Source organism: Streptococcus sp. HMSC076H09 (genome assembly GCF_001811765.1).
GTDB lineage: Bacteria > Bacillota > Bacilli > Lactobacillales > Streptococcaceae > Streptococcus > Streptococcus agalactiae.
Genome location: NZ_KV806604.1, coordinates 199,949 through 221,465 on the forward strand (window position 1 = coordinate 199,949; position 21,517 = coordinate 221,465).

A 21,517-nucleotide genomic window follows, 5' to 3' on the forward strand; every position below is an offset into this window, starting at 1 on the left:
TAAATAGTAAACCTATTGGGGGACTTGTTGAAATTATGATAGAATAGTATAGCATGAGTTGATAGAGAAAGTGAGGAACAAGTATTTCACTTGAAATATGGTATTTATGGCAAATAAGAAAAAAACAAAAGGAAAGAAAACCAGAAGACCTACTAAGGTAGAAATAGAGCGTCAAAGAGCTATTCAAAGGATGATTACTGCTCTTGTTTTAACAATTATTCTCTTCTTTGGTATTATCAGATTAGGTATTTTTGGTATTACAGTCTACAATGTTATCCGTTTTATGGTAGGTAGCTTGGCTTACTTATTTATTGCGGCAACTTTAATCTACCTTTATTTCTTTAAATGGTTGCGAAAGAAAGATGGCTTAGTAGCAGGTTTTTTGATAGCTTCTTTAGGATTATTGATTGAGTGGCATGCTTACCTTTTCTCGATGCCTATTTTGAAAGATAAAGAAATTTTGCGTTCAACTGCTCGATTAATTGTATCTGATTTAATGCAATTTAAAATCACTGTTTTTGCCGGTGGAGGTATGTTGGGTGCTTTGATTTACAAGCCAATTGCTTTTCTCTTTTCTAATATTGGTGCCTATATGATTGGTGTTCTCTTCATCATTTTGGGTCTCTTTTTAATGAGTTCTCTGGAAGTTTATGACATCGTCGAATTTATTAGAGCTTTTAAAAATAAAGTGGCAGAGAAGCACGAGCAAAATAAAAAGGAGCGTTTTGCTAAGCGAGAGATGAAAAAAGCAATCGCTGAACAAGAGCGCATAGAGCGTCAAAAAGCTGAAGAAGAAGCTTATTTAGCTTCGGTTAATGTAGACCCTGAAACGGGTGAGATTCTAGAGGATCAAGCTGAGGACAATTTGGATGATGCGCTACCACCTGAGGTAAGTGAAACATCAACTCCGGTATTTGAGCCAGAGATCCTTGCTTATGAGACATCGCCTCAAAATGATCCTTTACCAGTAGAGCCGACAATTTATTTAGAAGACTATGATTCGCCGCTTCTTAATATGAGAGAAAATGACGAGGAAATGGTTTATGATTTAGATGATGATGTAGATGATAGTGATATAGAAAATGTCGACTTTACACCTAAAACGACACTGGTTTATAAATTACCAACGATAGATTTATTTGCACCAGATAAGCCTAAAAATCAATCCAAAGAAAAGGATTTAGTCCGAAAGAATATCAGAGTTTTAGAAGAAACATTTAGAAGTTTTGGTATCGATGTAAAAGTAGAACGTGCTGAAATTGGACCATCGGTTACTAAATATGAAATTAAACCAGCAGTTGGAGTTCGTGTGAATCGTATTTCAAATCTATCTGACGACCTAGCTCTTGCTCTTGCGGCAAAAGATGTTCGTATAGAAGCACCAATTCCTGGAAAATCATTAATAGGTATTGAAGTTCCTAACTCAGAAATTGCAACGGTTTCTTTCCGCGAACTTTGGGAACAATCTGATGCCAATCCTGAAAACCTTTTAGAAGTACCACTAGGAAAAGCTGTTAACGGCAATGCTCGCAGTTTTAACTTAGCTAGAATGCCGCATCTTTTGGTAGCTGGTTCAACTGGTTCAGGTAAATCTGTGGCAGTTAATGGAATTATTTCAAGTATTTTGATGAAGGCACGTCCAGATCAAGTTAAGTTTATGATGATTGACCCCAAAATGGTTGAATTATCTGTTTATAATGATATTCCACATTTATTAATCCCTGTTGTAACCAATCCGCGTAAAGCAAGCAAGGCACTCCAAAAAGTTGTTGATGAAATGGAAAATCGATACGAGTTATTTAGCAAAATTGGTGTGCGTAATATAGCAGGCTATAATACAAAGGTTGAAGAGTTTAATGCTTCCTCTGAGCAAAAACAAATACCTTTGCCTTTAATCGTTGTCATTGTAGATGAATTAGCTGACTTGATGATGGTTGCTAGTAAAGAAGTTGAAGATGCTATTATTCGTTTGGGGCAAAAAGCACGTGCTGCAGGTATCCATATGATTCTTGCAACTCAACGTCCATCCGTAGATGTTATTTCTGGTTTGATTAAAGCAAATGTTCCGTCGCGTATTGCATTTGCTGTTTCAAGTGGTACTGATAGCCGTACGATCCTTGATGAAAATGGTGCTGAAAAGCTCTTGGGACGGGGTGACATGCTCTTTAAGCCTATTGATGAGAATCATCCAGTACGACTACAAGGTTCCTTTATTTCAGATGATGATGTTGAAAGGATCGTTGGTTTTATCAAAGACCAAGCCGAGGCTGACTATGATGATGCCTTTGATCCTGGAGAAGTATCTGAAACAGATAACGGCTCTGGTGGTGGCGGAGTACCTGAAAGTGATCCTCTTTTTGAAGAAGCCAAGGGACTCGTTTTAGAGACGCAAAAAGCAAGTGCCTCAATGATTCAACGCCGATTGTCTGTTGGTTTCAATAGAGCAACAAGACTAATGGAAGAGTTAGAAGCAGCGGGGGTTATTGGTCCAGCAGAAGGAACCAAGCCACGAAAAGTTTTAATGACTCCAACTCCGAGTGAATAAGAAAAAACTAATCTGACAAGAAATTGTCGGATTAGTTTTTTATGTTATAATGAAGCAAATAGATGAAGAAGAAGGTTACGAATGCATATTGAGACTGTCATTGATTTCAAAGAATTAGGAAAAAGATATCGTTTTAAAAATCCTACAAAAGAATTAATAGCTGATACTTTAGAACAAGTCTTAGAAGTGATAAAAGAAGTTGATTATTATCAATCTAAGAATTATTATGTTGTTGGTTATTTATCTTATGAAGCATCTGCTGCTTTTGATTCACATTTTAAAGTTTCTCATCAGAAGTTGGCTGGAGAACATCTAGCTTATTTTACAGTACATAAAGATTGTGAGAACGAAGCTTTTCCTTTAAGTTATGAAAATGTTAGATTAGCAGATAATTGGACTGCTAATGTTTCTGAGCAAGAATATCAAGAGGCAATTGCCAATATTAAAGGACAAATTAGACAAGGAAATACTTATCAAGTAAATTATACACTAGAGCTTAGCCAACAATTATGCTTGGATCCCTTTAGCGTTTATGAACGCCTAATGGTAGAACAAGGAGCAGGATATAATGCTTATATTGCCTACGATGATAAAAGGATTTTATCTGTAAGCCCGGAATTGTTCTTTAAGAAGAAGGGTGAAGTCTTAACAACTAGACCAATGAAGGGAACAAGCGCTAGAAAGCCTACTTATCAAGAAGATGTGGCGGAGCGAGATTGGTTGGCAAATGATCCCAAAAATCGTTCTGAAAATATGATGATTGTTGATTTATTAAGAAACGATATGGGCCGTATCTGTGATGTTGGAACAGTTAAGGTAAAAAAACTATGTCAAGTGGAGCAGTATGCAACTGTGTGGCAAATGACATCAACTATTGAAGGAGTTTTATCGCCAGAAGTGACACTTACGTCTATTTTTCAAGCTCTATATCCTTGTGGATCTATCACTGGAGCTCCTAAGATATCAACAATGGCTATTATTAATGAGTTGGAAAAACGCCCAAGAGGTATTTATTGTGGGACGATAGGACTTTGTATGCCAGACGGACAAGCTATTTTTAACGTTCCTATTCGCACAGTACAAATGAAAGGTCAACAAGCCTATTACGGCGTTGGTGGAGGTATTACGTGGGAGAGCCAGACAGATTCTGAATATGAAGAAACCCGTCAAAAATCAGCTGTTTTAACACGTGTCAATCCAAAATTTCAATTAATAACTACAGGAAGAGTGACTGAAAATAAACTTCTTTTCTCTCAACAACATGTCGAGAGATTAGTTGAATCAGCGTCTTATTTTGCTTATCCTTTTGATAAAAGTAAATTCGAAAGGGAACTGAAAAAATACCTTCATCAGCTAGATGAGAAGGATTACCGCTTGAAAATAATGCTTGATAAAACTGGTAAGGTAACGTTTGAGGTAAAACAACTAGTGAATTTATCAAAAAAGTTTTTAACGGCAGAGGTGGTCGTACAAGACTACCCTATTAAATTATCCCCGTTTACTTATTTTAAAACTTCTTATCGCCCACATATTATTGAAGGTCAGAATGAAAAGATATTTGTATCTCCTGAGGGGTTGCTATTGGAAACAAGTATTGGGAATATTGTTTTAGAAAAAAATGGAAGGTTTTTAACCCCAGATTTATCAGAAGGAGGGTTGAATGGGATTTATCGTCGTCATCTCCTTGAAAACCAAAAAGTAATTGAAGCACCACTAACTTTAAAAGATTTAGAATCAGCCGATGCTGTATACGCCTGTAATGCTGTTAGAGGGCTTTATCCTCTAAACCTAAAGTAAAAAGAGCTGGAAATTTATCCAACTCTTTTTATTGTACTTTGATAAAGATGATAACCAATAATCCTAGGTAAAAAAGGAAAGTTAGAATAAAGCCAGATCTCCAAAATAATTTTAAAAAACGTTTATAAGAAAAAAGAGTCTTTGTTCGTAGAAGCTTTATTGTAATTCCGATTGCCAGTAATGAAATGAGAATCAGATAGTAAGGTAAAAGATTTTGTTTTAACAGACTAGATGATATTAATGGAATTAAAAAAACAAAAATAGGAAAAGCAACATCTGGAAACATAATGTTAAATTTTTTAAGTTTAAATATTTTGACAAGAACCTGTGAAAATATAGGGATTAAAACAAGAAATAAAGAAGCAATAATTTTGTATATCATAGGTCTATTTTATACCGATTTTGGTAAGATGTAAACTGATTTTCAATAGAATTAGCGAAACTACTTGGTTAAAAAAGCTTTATAAAGTAGGAGAGCAATTCCAGATAATTCAACATCTTTTTTATAAATCATAATGTACTCTGAAAATAACTTATTTTTATGAAAATGGTAGACATTGCACTCTTTATCCAAATAGCGATGAATGAGAGTTTGTGGAACAAATGTTGCTCCCATCCCTGACAAAGATAGGCTAGCTGCTGTAGGAACGGTACTAGTTGTAATCATCTGATTTAATGACATGTGATGAAGCTCATAGAATTGTGCAATTGTTTTGCCAATTCCGTACTCTAATGGTGTTAGGATAAGAGGTTCATTGTCTAGAACTGAAATAGGATATTCAAAAGGAATAATCTGTCCACGTTTTTCAGCGTTGTAGAGTTGGCTGGTGGTAGGTATCATTAAAAACAATTCGTCGCGGTAAATAGTGGTTGATGCAATTCCATCTTTATAAACGATAGGAGCCATCCCAACAGCTAGGTCAATATCACCACTCGCTACCAATTGTTCAGAAATATTTTGATTGTTTTCGAGTAATTTGACAGAAATTTCTGGGTGCTCCAAGTTAAATTTTGGAAGTACATTTGCCAGAATAGAACTTGCTAAGCCAGAGTTAATCCCAAGTGTGATTTCTCCTTTTTTATCAGAACGGATGAGATATAGTTCTTTGGCCATTTGACGCTCAATCATATCAATTTCTTTTAGGTAGAATAGATATCTCTGTCCAGCATAAGTTAAAAAGGTTTGGTGCCCTTGGCTCTGGATGAGTTTTATTTTTAACTCATTTTCTAATTGCTTGATCACTTTGCTTAGGTAAGGTTGAGAAATAAAAAGGTGTGCAGCGGCTTTAGTGATGTTTGAGTATAGTTCGATACTCTCTAGATACATTAATTTTTGTTGATTTTTCAAGACTTTATAACCAGTTTGATATCCTTAGATTAATAATAAGTTATGATACGTTATGGCTATAAGTTTACTATCATTTTGAGCTAAAATCAATCTATTTTAATTTAGTAGTATAACATGATATATTCATAACTATTTAGTTATAGAAATATCTAAAAAAATTTATTTGTAAAAAATTATTTTCAAAAGTAGACTATATAAGAGCAGATTGTTAGAATAATAGCCTTATTTTAACTGTTCATATTTTAAGGAGGAAAGCAAATGGCCAATGCATCTTTGCGACATCAATTATTTGAAAAACTTGACCAAAAATGTGATCAAATGGTTGCTATTCGTCGCTATTTACATGAAAATCCCGAATTATCATTTAAAGAGACAAAAACAGCAGCTTATATTTCAGATTTTTATAAAGGTAAGGACTGTCATGTTCAGACACAATTTGGTGGTATGAATGGCGTCGTAGTTGATATCTATGGTGATAAAGCGACAGATAAGCCCATCAAACACATTGCTTTGAGAGCCGACTTTGATGCTCTTCCAATTCAGGAAGAGACAGGGCTTTCTTTTGCTTCAAAAACAGCGGGCGTCATGCATGCTTGTGGACATGATGCCCATACAGCTTATTTATTGATTTTGGCTGAGAGCTTGATTGAATTAAAATCAGAATTTTCAGGTCATATCCGTATCTTACATCAACCGACTGAAGAGGTGCCACCGGGCGGAGCAAAAGCAATGATTGAAGCAGGATGTTTAGATGGCATTGATGCTGTTCTTGGTATCCATGTTATGTCAACGATGGAAGAGGGGACGGTACAATATCACGCAGGTCCCATTCAAACAGGGCGTGCCACTTTTAAAGTTATTTTGCAAGGTAAGGGTGGACATGGTTCCATGCCACATCGTGCAAATGATACAATTGTTGCAGCTTCTAGTTTTGTTATAGCAGCGCAAACGATTGTCAGTCGTCGAGTTAATCCATTTGACACAGCAGTAGTTACTATCGGATCTTTTGATGGTAAAGGTTCTGCTAATGTGATCAAAGATAGTGTAACCTTAGAAGGTGATGTGCGCGTGATGTCTGAAGAGACACGAGGTGTTGTTGAGGAGGAATTTAAGCGTATTCTAGATGGAATAGCACAAACTTATGGTGTTAGTTATCAGTTAGACTATCAGAATGATTATCCTGTTTTAGTTAATAACAGTGAAGTGACACAGAAAGTTGCAAATAGTTTAAAATCTGTTGCTATAAAGGAAATTTTAGACGTCATTGATTGCGATCCTCAAACGCCGTCTGAAGATTTTGCCTATTATGCTCAAACAATCCCAGCTTGCTTCTTCTATGTTGGAGCACACGAAGAGGGGCAACCATATTACCCACATCATCATCCAAAATTCCAAATTGCAGAATCATCATTGATGGTATCTGCTAAATCAATGGCAACTGCAGCGCTTGCTATGCTTGAAGAAGGAGAATAGATAACATATGTTAACGACAAAGGAAAATTTCAAAGGAAATAACAAATTATTGGTGGGAATTGTACTCGCTGTACTATCATTTTGGTTATTTGCACAGTCTATTTTAAACATGGGACCAGATGTTCAGTCATCATTAGGTATTTCATCTGGTGCAATGGATATTGGTGTCTCAAGTACGGCATTGTTTTCAGGTTTATTTATTGTTGTAACTGGTGGTTTAGCAGATAAACTTGGTCGAGTTAAATTTACTTTTATTGGTCTTTGCTTAAATATTATTGGTTCTCTACTAATTGTTTTAGCTAATGGAGCAGTGCTATTTATTATGGGACGTATTTTTCAAGGATTGGCAGCAGCTTTTATTATGCCATCAACAATGGCCTTGGTTAAAACGTACTATGATGGTAAAGATAGACAACGTGCAGTTAGTTTCTGGTCAATCGGATCATGGGGTGGCTCAGGTCTATGTTCTTATTTTGGTGGAGCGGTGGCAAGTACTCTAGGTTGGCGTTATGTCTTTATCTTTTCAATCATCGCATCAGTAGTTAGTTTTCTATTAATTTTAGGAACCCCAGAAAGTAAAAATGTTGGACAAAAAACTCACTTTGATTACCTTGGTTTAATTATTTTTATTATTTCAATGTTATCGTTAAATATTGGGATATCTATGGCTCAAGAACATGGATTGATGAACGTTATTCCATTGAGTCTTTTTACAGTGATGCTTATTGGATTTGTTCTGTTTTATTATGTTGAAACACGTAAATCTAATAGTTTTATTGACTTTCATCTGTTTGAAAATCGATTTTACTTAGGTGCGACAATATCAAATTTCTTACTGAATGCAGTTGCAGGAACTCTGATTGTTATTAATACTTACATGCAACAAGGTCGCCAGCTAACACCAAAGGTTGCAGGTGAAATGTCTTTAGGCTATTTGGTTTGTGTACTAATTGCTATTCGAGTTGGTGAGAAAATTTTACAACGCTTTGGTGCCCGTAAGCCAATGCTTTTGGGAGCTATGAGTACATTTGTTGGGATATTTTTAATGACTTTGGTCAATATTCAAGGCCCTTTGTATCTTGTGTTAGTCTTTGTTGGTTATGCTTTATTTGGGACAGGCTTGGGGATCTATGCGACACCATCAACGGATACAGCTATTTCTAGTATTCCTAATGAAAAAGTAGGTTCTGCATCTGGAATTTACAAAATGGCAAGTTCACTAGGTGGTGCAATTGGTGTAGCAACTTCAATTGCGATTTATCATGCTTTTTCTGGGAATGCAGATTTTCACAAAGCAGCTTTGTGTGGATTAATTTTAAACCTAGTTTTTTGTAGTCTATCGATCTTATCAATTCTTTTTGTTATCCCTAAGAAAATTGAGGATAAATAAATAACAATACTTGAGATTCAAAATCTCAAGTATTGTTGTAATAATGTAAAAGGAATTGGGAAAGAAATTTAAAATATAATGAAATTAATGGCTTCAAACTATTGCTTTTATTTATGATTATAGTATAATGGTAAGGTATGTTATAAACATACCTGTGGGAGGTAAAAATTTCTAATTACCGCCAAAACCACAACAGGAGGATTTTTAAAAATGGCTAAAAAAGTTGAAAAACTTGTAAAACTTCAAATTCCTGCTGGTAAAGCAACTCCAGCTCCACCAGTTGGACCAGCACTTGGTCAAGCAGGAATCAACATCATGGGATTCACTAAAGAGTTTAACGCTCGTACAGCTGATCAAGCTGGTATGATTATTCCAGTTGTTATCTCAGTATATGAAGACAAATCATTTGATTTCATCACTAAAACACCACCAGCTGCTGTTCTTTTGAAAAAAGCTGCAGGTGTTGAAAAAGGATCAGGTGAACCTAACAAAACTAAAGTTGCAACAGTTACTCGTGCGCAAGTACAAGAAATTGCTGAAACTAAAATGCCAGATTTAAACGCTGCAAACCTTGAGTCTGCAATGCGTATGATCGAAGGTACTGCTCGTTCTATGGGATTCACTGTTACTGACTAATCAGAAACACCCACATAACCCGCAAGACTTCATCGTAGTTTGATGAGTGACGTGGGAGATTTTAAATCAAATCGATTGACCACATTACAAGGAGAATTTTAAAATGGCTAAAAAAAGTAAAAACTTACGTGCTGCTCTTGAGAAAATTGACAGCACTAAAGCATACAGCGTAGAAGAAGCTGTAGCTCTTGCAAAAGAAACTAACTTTGCTAAATTTGATGCAACTGTTGAAGTTTCTTATAACCTTAACATTGACGTTAAAAAAGCTGACCAACAAATCCGTGGTGCTATGGTTTTACCAGCAGGTACTGGTAAAACTTCACGTGTTCTTGTTTTTGCTCGTGGTGCTAAAGCTGAAGAAGCTAAAGCAGCAGGTGCAGACTTTGTCGGTGAAGATGACTTAGTTGCTAAAATCCAAGGTGGATGGCTTGACTTTGATGTTGTTATCGCAACACCAGATATGATGGCACTTGTTGGACGTCTTGGACGTGTCCTTGGACCTCGTAACTTGATGCCAAATCCTAAAACTGGTACAGTAACTATGGACGTTGCTAAAGCAGTTGAAGAGTCTAAAGGTGGTAAAATTACTTACCGTGCTGATAAAGCAGGTAACGTCCAAGCCCTTATTGGTAAAGTTTCATTTGATGATGCTAAATTAGTTGATAACTTCAAAGCATTTAATGATGTTATTGTTAAAGCTAAACCAGCTACTGCAAAAGGAACTTACATCACAAACCTTTCAATTACAACAACACAAGGTGTTGGTATCAAAGTTGATCCTAACTCACTTTAATCAATAAAAAAACTAGGAATTCCTTCCTAGTTTTATTTATTCTATATACTTAACTGGTTAAGTATATATTTTAATAATCAAAGGATATTATATGTGTTTCTTTTGAAAAATAGCTTTTTATATGTATTAACCTTCTTAAAGACTAATGAATGTGTGATGTGTTTTAAGTAATAGATGAGAAAAAGGAAAAATGAAATTGGCGATATGGTATGTGACTATTATGATTATTCTTTAGCAATAATCTATTAAAATGAGTTCGCAGGGAATAAGTAAATTTTGTATCGTTGTAGATTTTTTATTTTAAGATTCTTGACAAGACATTACTAAAATGATTTAATTAAGTTTGCTTAAAAAAATAATTAATTAAACTTAAAAGAAAGTTGGTGAAAATGAGACGTAACATATTATTGAGCATTACTTGTTTATTGATGGTGACTCTGACTGCATGCCATTCACAGGATAGCAAAAGTCATAAACTAAACAGTGATAAACTTACGCTTGCTTGGGGAGAAGACTTTGGTGATGTTAATCCGCATCGCTATAACCCTGATCAGTTTGTTATCCAGGATATGGTTTATGAGGGGTTGGTACGATATGGTGACAATGGGAAAATTGAACCAGCTTTAGCGGAAAGCTGGAGCATTAGTCAAGATGGAAAAACCTACACTTTTAAATTGAGAAATGCTAAATATTCTGATGGCAGTAACTTTAATGCTGCGAATGTCAAACGTAATTTTGATAGTATTTTTTCGAAGTCTAATAGAGGTAATCATAATTGGTTTAATTTAACGAATCAATTGGAAAATTATCGTGCCTTGAATCAAAGTACTTTTGAAATTAAACTGAAACAAGCTTATAGTGCTACTTTATATGATCTCTCTATGATTCGACCAATTCGCTTTTTATCTGATAGCGCTTTCCCTAAAGGTGATGATACAACTAAGAAGAATGTAAAAAAACCAATTGGAACGGGTCAATGGGTTGTGAAAAGTAAAAAGCAAAATGAATATATTACCTTCAAACGTAATGAGAATTACTGGGGAAAGAAACCAAAATTAAAAGAAGTAACCGTAAAAGTTATACCCGATGCTCAGACGCGTGCTTTAGCATTTGAATCAGGTGACGTTGATTTGATCTATGGGAATGGCATTATTGGTTTAGACACTTTTGCCCAATATACGAAGGACAAGAAATATGTCACAGCTATTTCTCAACCTATGTCAACAAGACTTTTGTTGCTAAATGCTAAGGAAACTATTTTCCAAGATAAAAAAGTTCGTCAGGCAATGAATCATGCTATTGACAAGGTTTCTATTGCTAAGAACACTTTTAGAGGAACAGAAAAGCCAGCAGACACTATTTTTTCAAAATCAACACCTCACTCAGATGCTAAGTTAAATCCTTATAGCTATAATGTTGATAAAGCAAATCAGCTATTGGATCAAGCTGGTTGGAAGATGGGAAAAAATAAGGTTCGTGAAAAAGATGGTAAAGCTCTAACCTTACGTCTTCCTTATATCGCCACTAAGGCAACTGATAAAGACCTGGTAACTTATTTCCAAGGAGAATGGCGTAAAATCGGTATTAATGTTTCTCTTATTGCTATGGAAGAAGATGATTATTGGGCTAATGCTAAAAAGGGTAATTTTGATATGATGTTAACCTATTCTTGGGGAGCACCATGGGACCCTCATGCTTGGATGTCGGCATTAACTGCCAAGGCAGATCATGGACATCCAGAAAATATAGCTTTAGAAAATCTAGCAACTAAAACTGAAATGGATAGACTTATTAAGTCAGCTCTAGTAGATCCTAAGGAAGAAAATGTCGATAGAGACTATAAGAAGGTTCTTGAATTATTGCATGATGAGGCTGTATATATCCCATTAACTTATCAATCGGTGATTTCTGTTTATAGGAAGGGTGATTTTAAAACCATGCGTTTTGCGCCAGAAGAAAATTCATTCCCATTACGCTATATAGAAAAAAACAATGTATCTAAGTAGTTCGATCATCAAAAAAATATTGTCAGCTTTTTTGGCATTGTTTTTCATATCACTTCTAACATTTATTCTTATCAAACTATCAACAGTTAATCCAGCAGAAAATTACCTTCGTTTATCAAAAATAAGTGTTAGTCCAGAAGCACTAAAAGAAGCAGAGCACTATCTAGGTTTAGATAAGCCATTATGGAAGCAGTACTGGCTGTGGTTCCAAAAAGCATTAACAGGAGATTTTGGATATTCTTATGTGCTCAGGTTGCCGGTATTAGATTTGGTTTTACAACGGTTTTTGGCTACTTTATTTCTAGGCACGAGTGCCTTCTTGCTAATTGTTACCATTTCTACCCCGTTAGGTGTGTGGGCTGGCTTACATGAATCTTCTCGGAGTGATTACTTGATTCGATTTTTGAGTTTTTCTAGTGTGTCTATGCCAAGTTTTTGGGTTGCTTACTTGTTGATGCTGCTATTTTCGGCAAAATTAAATCTTCTGCCTGTTTCAGGAGGTAACGATTTACAAAGTTTAATTTTGCCAAGTATTACCTTAAGTTTTTCTACCGTAGGTCAATATATAGCCCTTATTCGAAAAGCTATTAGTCAAGAAAATAGAAGTTTAAATGTGGAAAATGCTCGATTAAGAGGAGTAAAAGAACGTTATATTGTCACACATCACCTCCTTAGAAATGCCTTACCTGCGATAATGACGGCACTTAGCTTGACTTGGGTTTACTTATTAACAGGATCAATTATTGTTGAAGAAATTTTTTCATGGAATGGAATAGGACGTTTATTTGTGACCAGTCTAAGGACTTCAGATCTTCCAGTAATACAAGCTTGTATGCTAATTTTTGGAACCTTATTTTTAGCTAATAATTTTATGACACAGTGTCTTATGAATTGGGTTGATCCTCGGTTACGAAAGTCAAGGGAGAAATAATGTCAAAAAGAATTTATTTTTCGAGTAGCTTACTGGTATTGTTAGTGATTAGTGCCATTTTTGCCCCTATTCTATCTAGCTTTGATCCACAATACGTAGATTTATCACAAAAATTATTGGCTCCCAATAATGTTCATTTGTTAGGAACTGACCAATTGGGTAGAGATGTGTTATCTCGCTTGCTTTATGGTGCTAGATATTCACTGTTTTTAGCTATTATTATTAGCTTATTGGAATTAACGATTGGTATGTTTGTGGGTCTTATTGTTGGTTGGTATCAAGGAAAGTTAGAAAACCTCTTTTTATGGATAGCTAATATTATTTTAGCTTTTCCGAGCTTTTTGCTCTCTCTTGCAACCGTGGGGATCTTAGGTCATGGTCTAGGGAATTTAATTTTTGCAATTGTCTTTGTGGAATGGGTTTACTATGCTAAATTAATGACCAATTTAGTTAAGAGTGCAAAAAAAGAGCCTTATGTGATAAATGCGCAAATTATGGGACTTTCGGTCTGGCATATTTTAAGAAAACATATTTTTCCTTTTGTATATCAGCCAATCCTCGTTATGGTCCTTATGAATATAGGAAATATTATTTTAATGATTTCTGGCTTTTCTTTCTTAGGGATTGGTGTGCAACCTAATATCACAGAATGGGGAATGATGTTGCACGATGCTAGAGGATATTTTAGGACAGCTACTTGGATGATGTTATCTCCTGGAATTGCGATTTTTTTAACAGTATTTTCCTTTAATACTTTAGGCGATGCCATAGATAAAAAAGATTGGAAACGACAATGGAACAGTTAGAAATAAGGAAATTGTCATTACAGATAGGAGAGGTCCCTGTACTAAGAGATTTTAGTTGTAAAATAGGTATGGGAGAATCGTTAACTATTATTGGTGAGAGTGGTTCAGGGAAAACCCTCTTGGCAAAATTATTGGTTGGTCATATTCCACAAGGTATGACAGTTAGAGGAAACATATTTTTTAAGGGAGTTGATTTAGGTAAACTAACTGTAAAGCAGTGGCAGAAATTAAGGGGACGAGATATTGCCTATTTAGTACAAAATCCCATGTCTATGTTTAATCCTTTTCAAAAAATTGAAGCGCATATTTTGGAAACAATCCTTAGTCATGAGAAATGTTCAAAGAGAGTAGCCTTATCTAAAGCGTTAGAATGGATGAAACGTTTAAATTTAGATGATGCGATATCCCTGTTAAAAAAATACCCCTTTGAGCTTAGTGGAGGAATGCTACAAAGAATTATGTTAGCCACTATATTATCTCTTGATCCTCAGGTAATCATATTAGATGAGCCGACCTCAGCGGTTGATTGTCATAATTGCTCTACTATATCAGCTATTTTGCAGGAATTGCAAAATAATGGAAAAACCTTGATTACTGTAACGCATGATTATCAGTTAGCTAGAGACCTGGGGGGGCAATTACTAGTTATAAGTGAGGGAGAAGTTGTTGAACAGGGACAAACCCAAACTATTTTAAGCAATCCTCAACATAACTATACGAAAGCACTGACAGTGCAAATGGAGTATGAAGGAGATATTCTTAATGTTGGTTTGTAATCATGTCGGAAAAACCTTTGGACGACAAGAGGTTTTAAAGGACTGTCATTTTCATCTTAAGAGAGGAGAAATAATTGGTATAATGGGTAAAAGTGGCAGTGGTAAAAGTAGCCTTGCCCGACTCATTATAGGACTAGATAGTCCTACTTGTGGTTCGATACATTTTCAAGGAAAAAATTACACACCTAAAGATGGTAGGGCGCAGATTATCCTTGTTTTTCAAGATGCGCTTAGTTCGGTCAATCCATATTTTAGTATTGAGGAAATTTTGAATGAAGCTTTTTATGGAAAAAAAATAACTTTTGAATTATGCCAAATATTAGAAGCGGTGGGTTTAGATGGAACTTATCTAAAATATAAAGCTAGACAACTTAGTGGTGGTCAGCTACAGAGAGTTTGTATCGCTAGAGCTTTACTCTTAAAGCCTAAAATTATTATTTTTGATGAATCCTTAAGTGGATTAGACCCAGTAACTCAAATTAAAATGCTACATTTATTACAAAAAATAAAACGCCGTTATGAATTAAGTTTTATAATGATTTCTCATGACCCTAAAATTTGTCAAGCTATCTGTAACCGGGTCTTTCTGATAAAAAATGGTTATTTAGTAGAAGATAATGAATTCTTGAAGAGAGCGTGTTCTACTAACTGTTTGACCAATCTCTGAATTATTATGTTTTTCTTATTTTAGGAGTTGATAAAGAAATCAACTTACTAGTGTCATTGCTCTATTAAAATTTTGCCTTTTATGGTAAAATAATAAAGACAAAATAAGGAGAACATAGTAGTGGAACCTAAATATCAACGTATATTAATTAAGTTATCTGGTGAAGCATTGGCGGGAGATAAGGGTGTCGGTATTGACATTCCTACCGTTCAATCTATTGCAAAAGAAATTGCCGAAGTACACAATTCAGGTGTTCAAATAGCACTTGTCATTGGTGGAGGTAACCTTTGGCGTGGAGAACCTGCAGCAGAAGCAGGGATGGATCGTGTTCAAGCTGATTATACAGGGATGTTAGGGACAGTAATGAATGCTCTTGTAATGGCTGATAGCCTTCAACAATATGGGGTAGATACTAGAGTTCAAACAGCTATTCCAATGCAAACTGTTGCTGAGCCTTACGTACGTGGTCGTGCTTTACGTCATCTAGAGAAGAATCGTATTGTTGTCTTTGGAGCGGGTATTGGTTCGCCTTATTTCTCAACTGATACAACAGCAGCGCTTCGTGCTGCTGAGATTGAGGCAGAAGCAATTTTAATGGCTAAAAATGGAGTAGATGGTGTTTATAATGCTGATCCAAAGAAAGATGCCAATGCTGTCAAATTTGATGAATTAACTCACGTTGAAGTAATAAAACGAGGGTTAAAAATCATGGATGCAACCGCATCAACTATTTCAATGGATAATGATATTGACCTTGTTGTTTTCAATATGAATGAGACTGGTAATATTAAGCGTGTTGTTCTTGGAGAACAAATCGGAACAACTGTTTCAAACAAAGCATCTGAATAGGAGTGTATAAAAAATATGACTAAGGAAATCGTTACAAAAGCTCAAGAGCGTTTTGAGCAATCACACCAAAGTTTATCAAGAGAATTTGCAGGGATTCGTGCAGGACGTGCTAATGCTAGCTTGCTTGATCGTATTCAAGTTGAGTATTATGGAGCGCCAACCCCACTTAACCAATTAGCCTCTATTACTGTACCAGAAGCTCGTGTCCTTTTAATTTCACCATTTGATAAATCATCAATCAAAGATATTGAGCGTGCTATTAACGAATCAGATTTAGGTATTAATCCTGCAAATGATGGTTCAGTTATTCGTCTTGTTATTCCAGCTTTGACAGAAGAAACACGTCGTGATTTAGCTAAAGAAGTGAAAAAAGTCGGAGAAAATGCTAAGATTGCTATCCGTAATATTCGCCGTGATGCTATGGATGAAGCTAAGAAGCAAGAAAAGAATAAAGAAATTACAGAAGATGACTTGAAATCTCTTGAAAAAGATATTCAAAAGGCTACTGATGATGCTGTAAAACATATTGATGAGATGACTGCTAATAAAGAAAAAGAATTGTTGGAAGTTTAATAGTAACGTTTGCTATCTTTATTATGATTGGCAAGTAATAAAATGATTATGGAGGTAACTGATAGAATCAAAACCAGATGGATTTGGTTTGTCGGTTACCTTTTTAAAAGGAGAAAAATGAATACATTATTAGCGACAGTCATAACAGGCTTAGTAACTGATGAAAACAAAGATTTTTATTTTATCCAAAAAGATGGCTTTACCTTTGCATTATCAAAGTCAGAAGGAGAGCATCACATTGGTGAAATGGTTAAAGGATTCGCCTATACAGATATGCAACAAAAAGCACGTCTTACAACTAAAGAAACATTTGCGACTCGAGATCATTATGGTTGGGGGACAGTTACTGAGGTACGTAAAGACTTGGGAGTATTTCTTGATACTGGTCTTCCAGATAAGCAAGTGGTTGTTTCTTTGGATGTTCTTCCTGAATTGAAAGAACTTTGGCCTAAAAAAGGTGATCGCCTCTACGTTTGCTTAGATGTTGATAAAAAAGATCGTCTCTGGGCTCTCCCTGCAGATCCTGAAGTGTTTCAACGAATGGCAACCCCTGCATATAACAATATGCAAAATCAAAATTGGCCAGCAATCGTTTATCGCTTAAAATTGTCAGGAACTTTTGTTTATCTACCAGAAAATAATATGCTCGGCTTTATTCACCCTAGTGAACGTTACAGTGAACCTCGTTTAGGGCAAGTGCTGGATGCACGAGTTATTGGCTTCAGAGAAGTTGATAGAACCTTAAATTTATCATTAAAGCCTCGTTCTTTTGAAATGTTAGAAAATGACGCACAAATGATTTTAACGTATTTAGAAAGTAACGGAGGATTCATGACTTTAAATGATAAATCTTCTCCAGAGGAAATTAAAGCTACTTTTGGAATTTCCAAAGGTCAGTTTAAAAAAGCACTTGGAGGACTCATGAAAGCTAAAAAGATCAAACAAGATCAGCTAGGTACAGAATTATTATAAACTTTTGAACTTTTAAAGTTTTCTCACGAGGTCGTTTTAGTTATAGCTAGAATTAATGGCTAATTATAGAAAAAAGCTGAGAGGAAATTTTGGCTTTTTTTGTTATAATGTATCTATTAAAAAGAATGGAGAACGATATGGAACGTGCGATTTTTGCTGGAGGTTGTTTTTGGTGTATGGTACAACCATTTGAAGAATTAGATGGTATTGAATCTGTTTTATCTGGATACACTGGAGGACATGTTGAGAATCCAACTTATAAAGAAGTTTGTAGTAAAACTACTGGACATACAGAAGCTGTTGAAATTATTTTTAATCCTGAAAAAATCTCTTATGCAAATTTAGTTGAGTTATATTGGGCACAAACAGATCCAACAGACGCTTTTGGTCAGTTTGAAGATCGTGGGGATAATTATCGTCCTGTCATCTTTTATGAGAATGAAGAGCAACGTCAGATTGCTCAAAAATCAAAAGATAAGCTACAAGCTTCGGGTAGATTTGATAGACCAATTGTAACCAGCATTGAGCCTGCTGATACTTTTTACCCAGCAGAAGACTATCATCAAGCATTCTATCGGACTAACCCTGCTCGTTACGCCTTGAGTAGTGCCAGAAGACATGCATTTCTAGAGGAGAACTGGCATTGAGAAAATCATTTTACAGTTGGTTGATGACACAAAGAAATCCAAAATCAAATGAACCAGTAGCAATCCTAGCAGATTACGCTTTTGATGAAACCACTTTTCCAAAACATAGTTCGGATTTTGAAACAGTTAGTCGTTATTTAGAAGATGAGGCCAGTTTTTCCTTTAATTTAACAGATTTTGATGATATTTGGGAAGATTATCTCAATCATTAACAATAATATAGAGATTGTATTTTCAATCTCTTTTTTTAGGTTATAGAAATTGGACACATTGTCTAAGACTGTCTGAAAAGCAGGTTTTTTAATGGCAATCGTTTTCACAAAGGAGTAGAATATAGTCATCTAAAATATAGCCCTAGGGAGGTTGTTTATGAGATATACAAATGGAAATTTTGAAGCCTTTGCAAGACCTCGAAAACCTGAAGGTGTGGATAAAAAATCCGCTTATATTGTTGGTTCTGGTTTAGCAGGATTAGCTGCCGCTGTCTTTTTAATACGTGATGGTCAAATGGATGGTCAACGTATTCATATTTTTGAAGAACTACCTCTTTCTGGAGGATCACTTGACGGTGTCAAACGACCTGATATCGGTTTTGTAACGCGTGGTGGTCGTGAAATGGAAAATCACTTCGAATGTATGTGGGATATGTACCGTTCCATCCCCTCTCTCGAAGTTCCAGATGCTTCTTATCTAGATGAATTTTATTGGCTTGACAAGGATGATCCCAATTCATCTAACTGTCGCCTCATTCATAAACAGGGAAATCGCTTAGAATCTGATGGGGATTTTACACTCGGAACACATTCCAAAGAGTTAGTTAAGCTAGTCATGGAGACTGAAGAGTCTTTAGGTGCTAAAACGATTGAAGAAGTCTTTTCAAAAGAATTTTTTGAAAGTAATTTTTGGACTTATTGGGCTACTATGTTTGCCTTTGAGAAATGGCATTCAGCGATTGAAATGCGTCGATATGCTATGCGCTTTATCCATCATATTGGTGGTCTGCCTGATTTCACTTCATTAAAATTTAATAAATATAATCAATATGATTCTATGGTGAAACCAATCATTAGTTATTTGGAGTCTCATAATGTAGATGTTCAATTTGATAGCAAGGTAACTAATATCTCCGTAGACTTTAAGAACGGTCAGAAGCTTGCAAAAGCTATTCATCTCACAGTTGGCGGTGAAGCAAAAACAATTGATCTTACTCCAGATGATTTTGTTTTTGTAACGAATGGATCTATCACTGAAAGTACGAACTATGGTAGTCATGATACTGTAGCTAAACCTAATACCGATTTGGGAGGTTCTTGGAATCTTTGGGAAAACTTAGCTGCTCAATCTGATGAATTTGGACATCCTAAAGTCTTCTACAAAGATATTCCAAAAGAGTCATGGTTTGTTTCTGCTACTGCAACAATAAAAGATCCAGCTATCGAACCTTATATAGAGCGTTTAACACATCGTGACCTCCATGATGGTAAAGTAAATACAGGAGGCATTGTTACAGTTACAGATTCTAATTGGATGATGAGCTTTGCTATCCATCGCCAACCGCATTTCAAAGAGCAAAAGGAAAATGAAACAATTGTTTGGATTTATGGACTCTATTCAAATGTGGAAGGTAATTATATTAAAAAACCAATTGAAGAATGTACTGGTCGAGAAATCACAGAAGAGTGGTTGTATCACTTAGGTGTTCCTGAAATGAAGATTCATGATTTATCTGATAAACAATATGTAAGTACAGTTCCTGTTTATATGCCTTACATTACTAGTTATTTCATGCCTCGAGTTAAAGGTGACCGACCAGATGTTATCCCGCAAGGTTCTGTTAACCTAGCCTTCATTGGTAATTTTGCAGAATCTCCATCCAGAGATACAGTATTTACAACGGAATATTCTATTAGAACTGCTATGGAAGCTGTTTATACTTTCTTAAATATTGAACGTGGTGTTCCAGAAGTCTTTAATTCAGCATTTGATATTCGTGTCTTGTTGCAATCTTTATACTATCTCAATGATAAGAAATCTGTTGAAGATATGGATTTACCAATACCTGCCTTAATGCGTAAAGTAGGCATGAAAAAAATTAGAGGAACTTATTTAGAAGAATTACTTCGAGAAGCTCATCTTTTATAATGTAAAATAAAATCGAGAAAACTTGTTTTTCTCGATTTTTTAGTTTTACAACGACTAAAATCACCAAAGAAAATGAAATTTTGTTATAATGTAGTCACTTACTGTACGAAAAGGAAGAATAATTTGCAAGAATACTCTATCGAAATTACTTTACAACATCCAGATGATATGATGTCACTCTTTGGCAGCAATGAGCGCCATTTAAAATTAATTGAAGAAAATTTAGATGTTATCATTCATGCTAGAACTGAACGTGTTCAGGTATTAGGTGACTCTGAAGAAGCAGTAGAAACCGCTCGGTTAACCATTGAAGCATTATTAGTGCTTGTTAACCGCGGGATGACTGTGAATACTTCAGATGTTGTAACAGCCTTATCCATGGCACAAAATGGTTCAATTGATAAATTCGTTGCCCTTTATGAGGAAGAAATTATTAAGGATAGCTATGGTAAGCCTATCCGTGTTAAGACTTTAGGGCAAAAAATATACGTTGATAGCGTTAAAAATCATGATGTTGTTTTTGGTATTGGGCCTGCTGGAACGGGAAAAACTTTTTTAGCAGTCACTCTAGCAGTAACGGCACTAAAGCGTGGTCAAGTTAAACGAATAATCTTAACGAGACCAGCGGTTGAAGCTGGTGAAAGCCTTGGTTTCTTGCCTGGAGATCTCAAAGAGAAAGTTGATCCTTATTTGAGACCAGTTTATGATGCCCTATATCAAATTTTAGGTAAAGAGCAAACAAGTCGCTTAATGGAGCGTGAAATCATCGAAATTGCTCCATTGGCTTACATGCGTGGTCGTACTTTAGATGATGCATTTGTCATATTAGATGAAGCGCAAAACACCACTATAATGCAAATGAAAATGTTCCTAACACGTCTTGGCTTCAATTCTAAAATGATTGTAAATGGCGATGTTAGCCAAATTGACTTACCAAAGAATGTTAAATCTGGTTTGATTGATGCTGTTGAGAAATTACGAAATATCAAAAAGATTGACTTTATTCATTTATCAGCAAAGGATGTTGTAAGACACCCTGTCGTTGCTGAAATAATAAATGCTTATTCAGATTCAGAAAGTAGTCACAAGCTACAATCTGATAAGGACTGATGTTTGCCACTAGGAGACGTTGTTAGAGAGTGTGTCAATATGTAAAAAACGCCTAA

The 21,517-nt window shown here is 35.4% G+C and carries 20 protein-coding genes; 18 read left to right on the forward strand and 2 right to left on the reverse strand.

The features are described 5' to 3' along the window. Window positions 1-97 precede the first annotated feature (97 nt). A complete protein-coding gene (locus HMPREF2818_RS06150) occupies window positions 98-2,545 on the forward strand; it encodes a DNA translocase FtsK (RefSeq protein ID WP_000231582.1) in 2,448 nt (815 codons plus the stop codon). An 81-nt stretch (window positions 2,546-2,626) separates the two neighbouring features. Beyond that, complete coding sequence (gene pabB, locus HMPREF2818_RS06155; RefSeq protein WP_000546843.1) at window positions 2,627-4,342, forward strand: aminodeoxychorismate synthase component I; 1,716 nt, start codon at window positions 2,627-2,629, stop codon at window positions 4,340-4,342. Between the two features lie 28 nt (window positions 4,343-4,370). Here pabB and HMPREF2818_RS06160 read toward each other — a convergent pair whose 3' ends face one another. After that, window positions 4,371-4,724 (reverse strand): DUF3397 domain-containing protein, encoded by a 354-nt coding sequence (locus tag HMPREF2818_RS06160; RefSeq protein WP_000639447.1) that lies wholly within the window; start codon window positions 4,722-4,724, stop codon window positions 4,371-4,373. Between the two features lie 60 nt (window positions 4,725-4,784). Beyond that, entirely contained in the window at window positions 4,785-5,690 is a 906-nt protein-coding gene (locus HMPREF2818_RS06165) for a LysR family transcriptional regulator (protein WP_000795897.1), read from the reverse strand. Window positions 5,691-5,948: 258 nt separating this feature from the next. On the opposite strand from HMPREF2818_RS06165, the gene HMPREF2818_RS06170 reads away from it, so the two are divergent. The 16 genes from HMPREF2818_RS06170 to HMPREF2818_RS06245 all read left to right on the forward strand — a co-directional run bounded on the left by HMPREF2818_RS06170 (window position 5,949) and on the right by HMPREF2818_RS06245 (window position 21,461). Continuing rightward, window positions 5,949-7,163 carry a M20 family metallopeptidase gene (locus tag HMPREF2818_RS06170; protein ID WP_001262300.1) on the forward strand — a complete coding sequence of 405 codons (1,215 nt, stop codon included), beginning with the start codon at window positions 5,949-5,951 and terminating at the stop codon, window positions 7,161-7,163. A gap of 7 nt (window positions 7,164-7,170) precedes the next feature. Beyond that, window positions 7,171-8,553 carry an MFS transporter gene (locus HMPREF2818_RS06175; RefSeq protein ID WP_000958259.1) on the forward strand — a complete coding sequence of 461 codons (1,383 nt, stop codon included), beginning with the start codon at window positions 7,171-7,173 and terminating at the stop codon, window positions 8,551-8,553. Between the two features lie 210 nt (window positions 8,554-8,763). Continuing rightward, window positions 8,764-9,189, forward strand: coding sequence for a 50S ribosomal protein L11 (gene rplK, locus HMPREF2818_RS06180; protein ID WP_001085803.1), 426 nt, complete (start codon window positions 8,764-8,766; stop codon window positions 9,187-9,189). 103 nt (window positions 9,190-9,292) lie between these two features. Then, a complete protein-coding gene (gene rplA / locus HMPREF2818_RS06185; RefSeq protein WP_001085664.1) occupies window positions 9,293-9,982 on the forward strand; it encodes a 50S ribosomal protein L1 in 690 nt (229 codons plus the stop codon). A gap of 389 nt (window positions 9,983-10,371) precedes the next feature. After that, window positions 10,372-11,988, forward strand: coding sequence for a nickel ABC transporter substrate-binding protein (nikA, locus tag HMPREF2818_RS06190; RefSeq protein WP_001253839.1), 1,617 nt, complete (start codon window positions 10,372-10,374; stop codon window positions 11,986-11,988). Next, window positions 11,975-12,919, forward strand: coding sequence for an ABC transporter permease (locus HMPREF2818_RS06195; RefSeq protein WP_000281516.1), 945 nt, complete (start codon window positions 11,975-11,977; stop codon window positions 12,917-12,919). Before nikA ends, HMPREF2818_RS06195 begins: the two co-directional genes overlap by 14 nt. After that, the gene (locus HMPREF2818_RS06200) at window positions 12,919-13,725 is read left to right on the forward strand and encodes an ABC transporter permease (RefSeq protein WP_000044258.1); all 807 of its coding nucleotides are present in this window, start codon (window positions 12,919-12,921) and stop codon (window positions 13,723-13,725) included. The genes HMPREF2818_RS06195 and HMPREF2818_RS06200 overlap by 1 nt, the downstream gene beginning before the upstream one ends. After that, complete coding sequence (locus tag HMPREF2818_RS06205; protein WP_000436152.1) at window positions 13,713-14,501, forward strand: ATP-binding cassette domain-containing protein; 789 nt, start codon at window positions 13,713-13,715, stop codon at window positions 14,499-14,501. The genes HMPREF2818_RS06200 and HMPREF2818_RS06205 overlap by 13 nt, the downstream gene beginning before the upstream one ends. Further along, window positions 14,488-15,168, forward strand: coding sequence for an ABC transporter ATP-binding protein (locus tag HMPREF2818_RS06210; RefSeq protein WP_000959463.1), 681 nt, complete (start codon window positions 14,488-14,490; stop codon window positions 15,166-15,168). The genes HMPREF2818_RS06205 and HMPREF2818_RS06210 overlap by 14 nt, the downstream gene beginning before the upstream one ends. A 120-nt stretch (window positions 15,169-15,288) precedes the next feature. Beyond that, entirely contained in the window at window positions 15,289-16,017 is a 729-nt protein-coding gene (gene pyrH, locus HMPREF2818_RS06215) for a UMP kinase (protein WP_000433491.1), read from the forward strand. 15 nt (window positions 16,018-16,032) lie between these two features. Beyond that, window positions 16,033-16,590, forward strand: coding sequence for a ribosome recycling factor (frr, locus tag HMPREF2818_RS06220; RefSeq protein WP_000159519.1), 558 nt, complete (start codon window positions 16,033-16,035; stop codon window positions 16,588-16,590). Between the two features lie 117 nt (window positions 16,591-16,707). Then, window positions 16,708-17,562: an RNA-binding virulence regulatory protein CvfB gene (cvfB, locus tag HMPREF2818_RS06225; protein WP_001094275.1), complete on the forward strand. Its 855-nt coding sequence runs from the start codon at window positions 16,708-16,710 to the stop codon at window positions 17,560-17,562. 137 nt (window positions 17,563-17,699) lie between these two features. Next, window positions 17,700-18,209 (forward strand): peptide-methionine (S)-S-oxide reductase MsrA, encoded by a 510-nt coding sequence (gene msrA / locus HMPREF2818_RS06230; protein ID WP_000438902.1) that lies wholly within the window; start codon window positions 17,700-17,702, stop codon window positions 18,207-18,209. Continuing rightward, complete coding sequence (locus HMPREF2818_RS06235) at window positions 18,206-18,421, forward strand: YozE family protein (protein WP_001232073.1); 216 nt, start codon at window positions 18,206-18,208, stop codon at window positions 18,419-18,421. The genes msrA and HMPREF2818_RS06235 overlap by 4 nt, the downstream gene beginning before the upstream one ends. A 157-nt stretch (window positions 18,422-18,578) precedes the next feature. After that, the gene (locus tag HMPREF2818_RS06240) at window positions 18,579-20,351 is read left to right on the forward strand and encodes an oleate hydratase (protein WP_001270883.1); all 1,773 of its coding nucleotides are present in this window, start codon (window positions 18,579-18,581) and stop codon (window positions 20,349-20,351) included. 123 nt (window positions 20,352-20,474) lie between these two features. Further along, window positions 20,475-21,461 (forward strand): PhoH family protein, encoded by a 987-nt coding sequence (locus HMPREF2818_RS06245; protein ID WP_001158916.1) that lies wholly within the window; start codon window positions 20,475-20,477, stop codon window positions 21,459-21,461. Window positions 21,462-21,517: the final 56 nt, after the last annotated feature.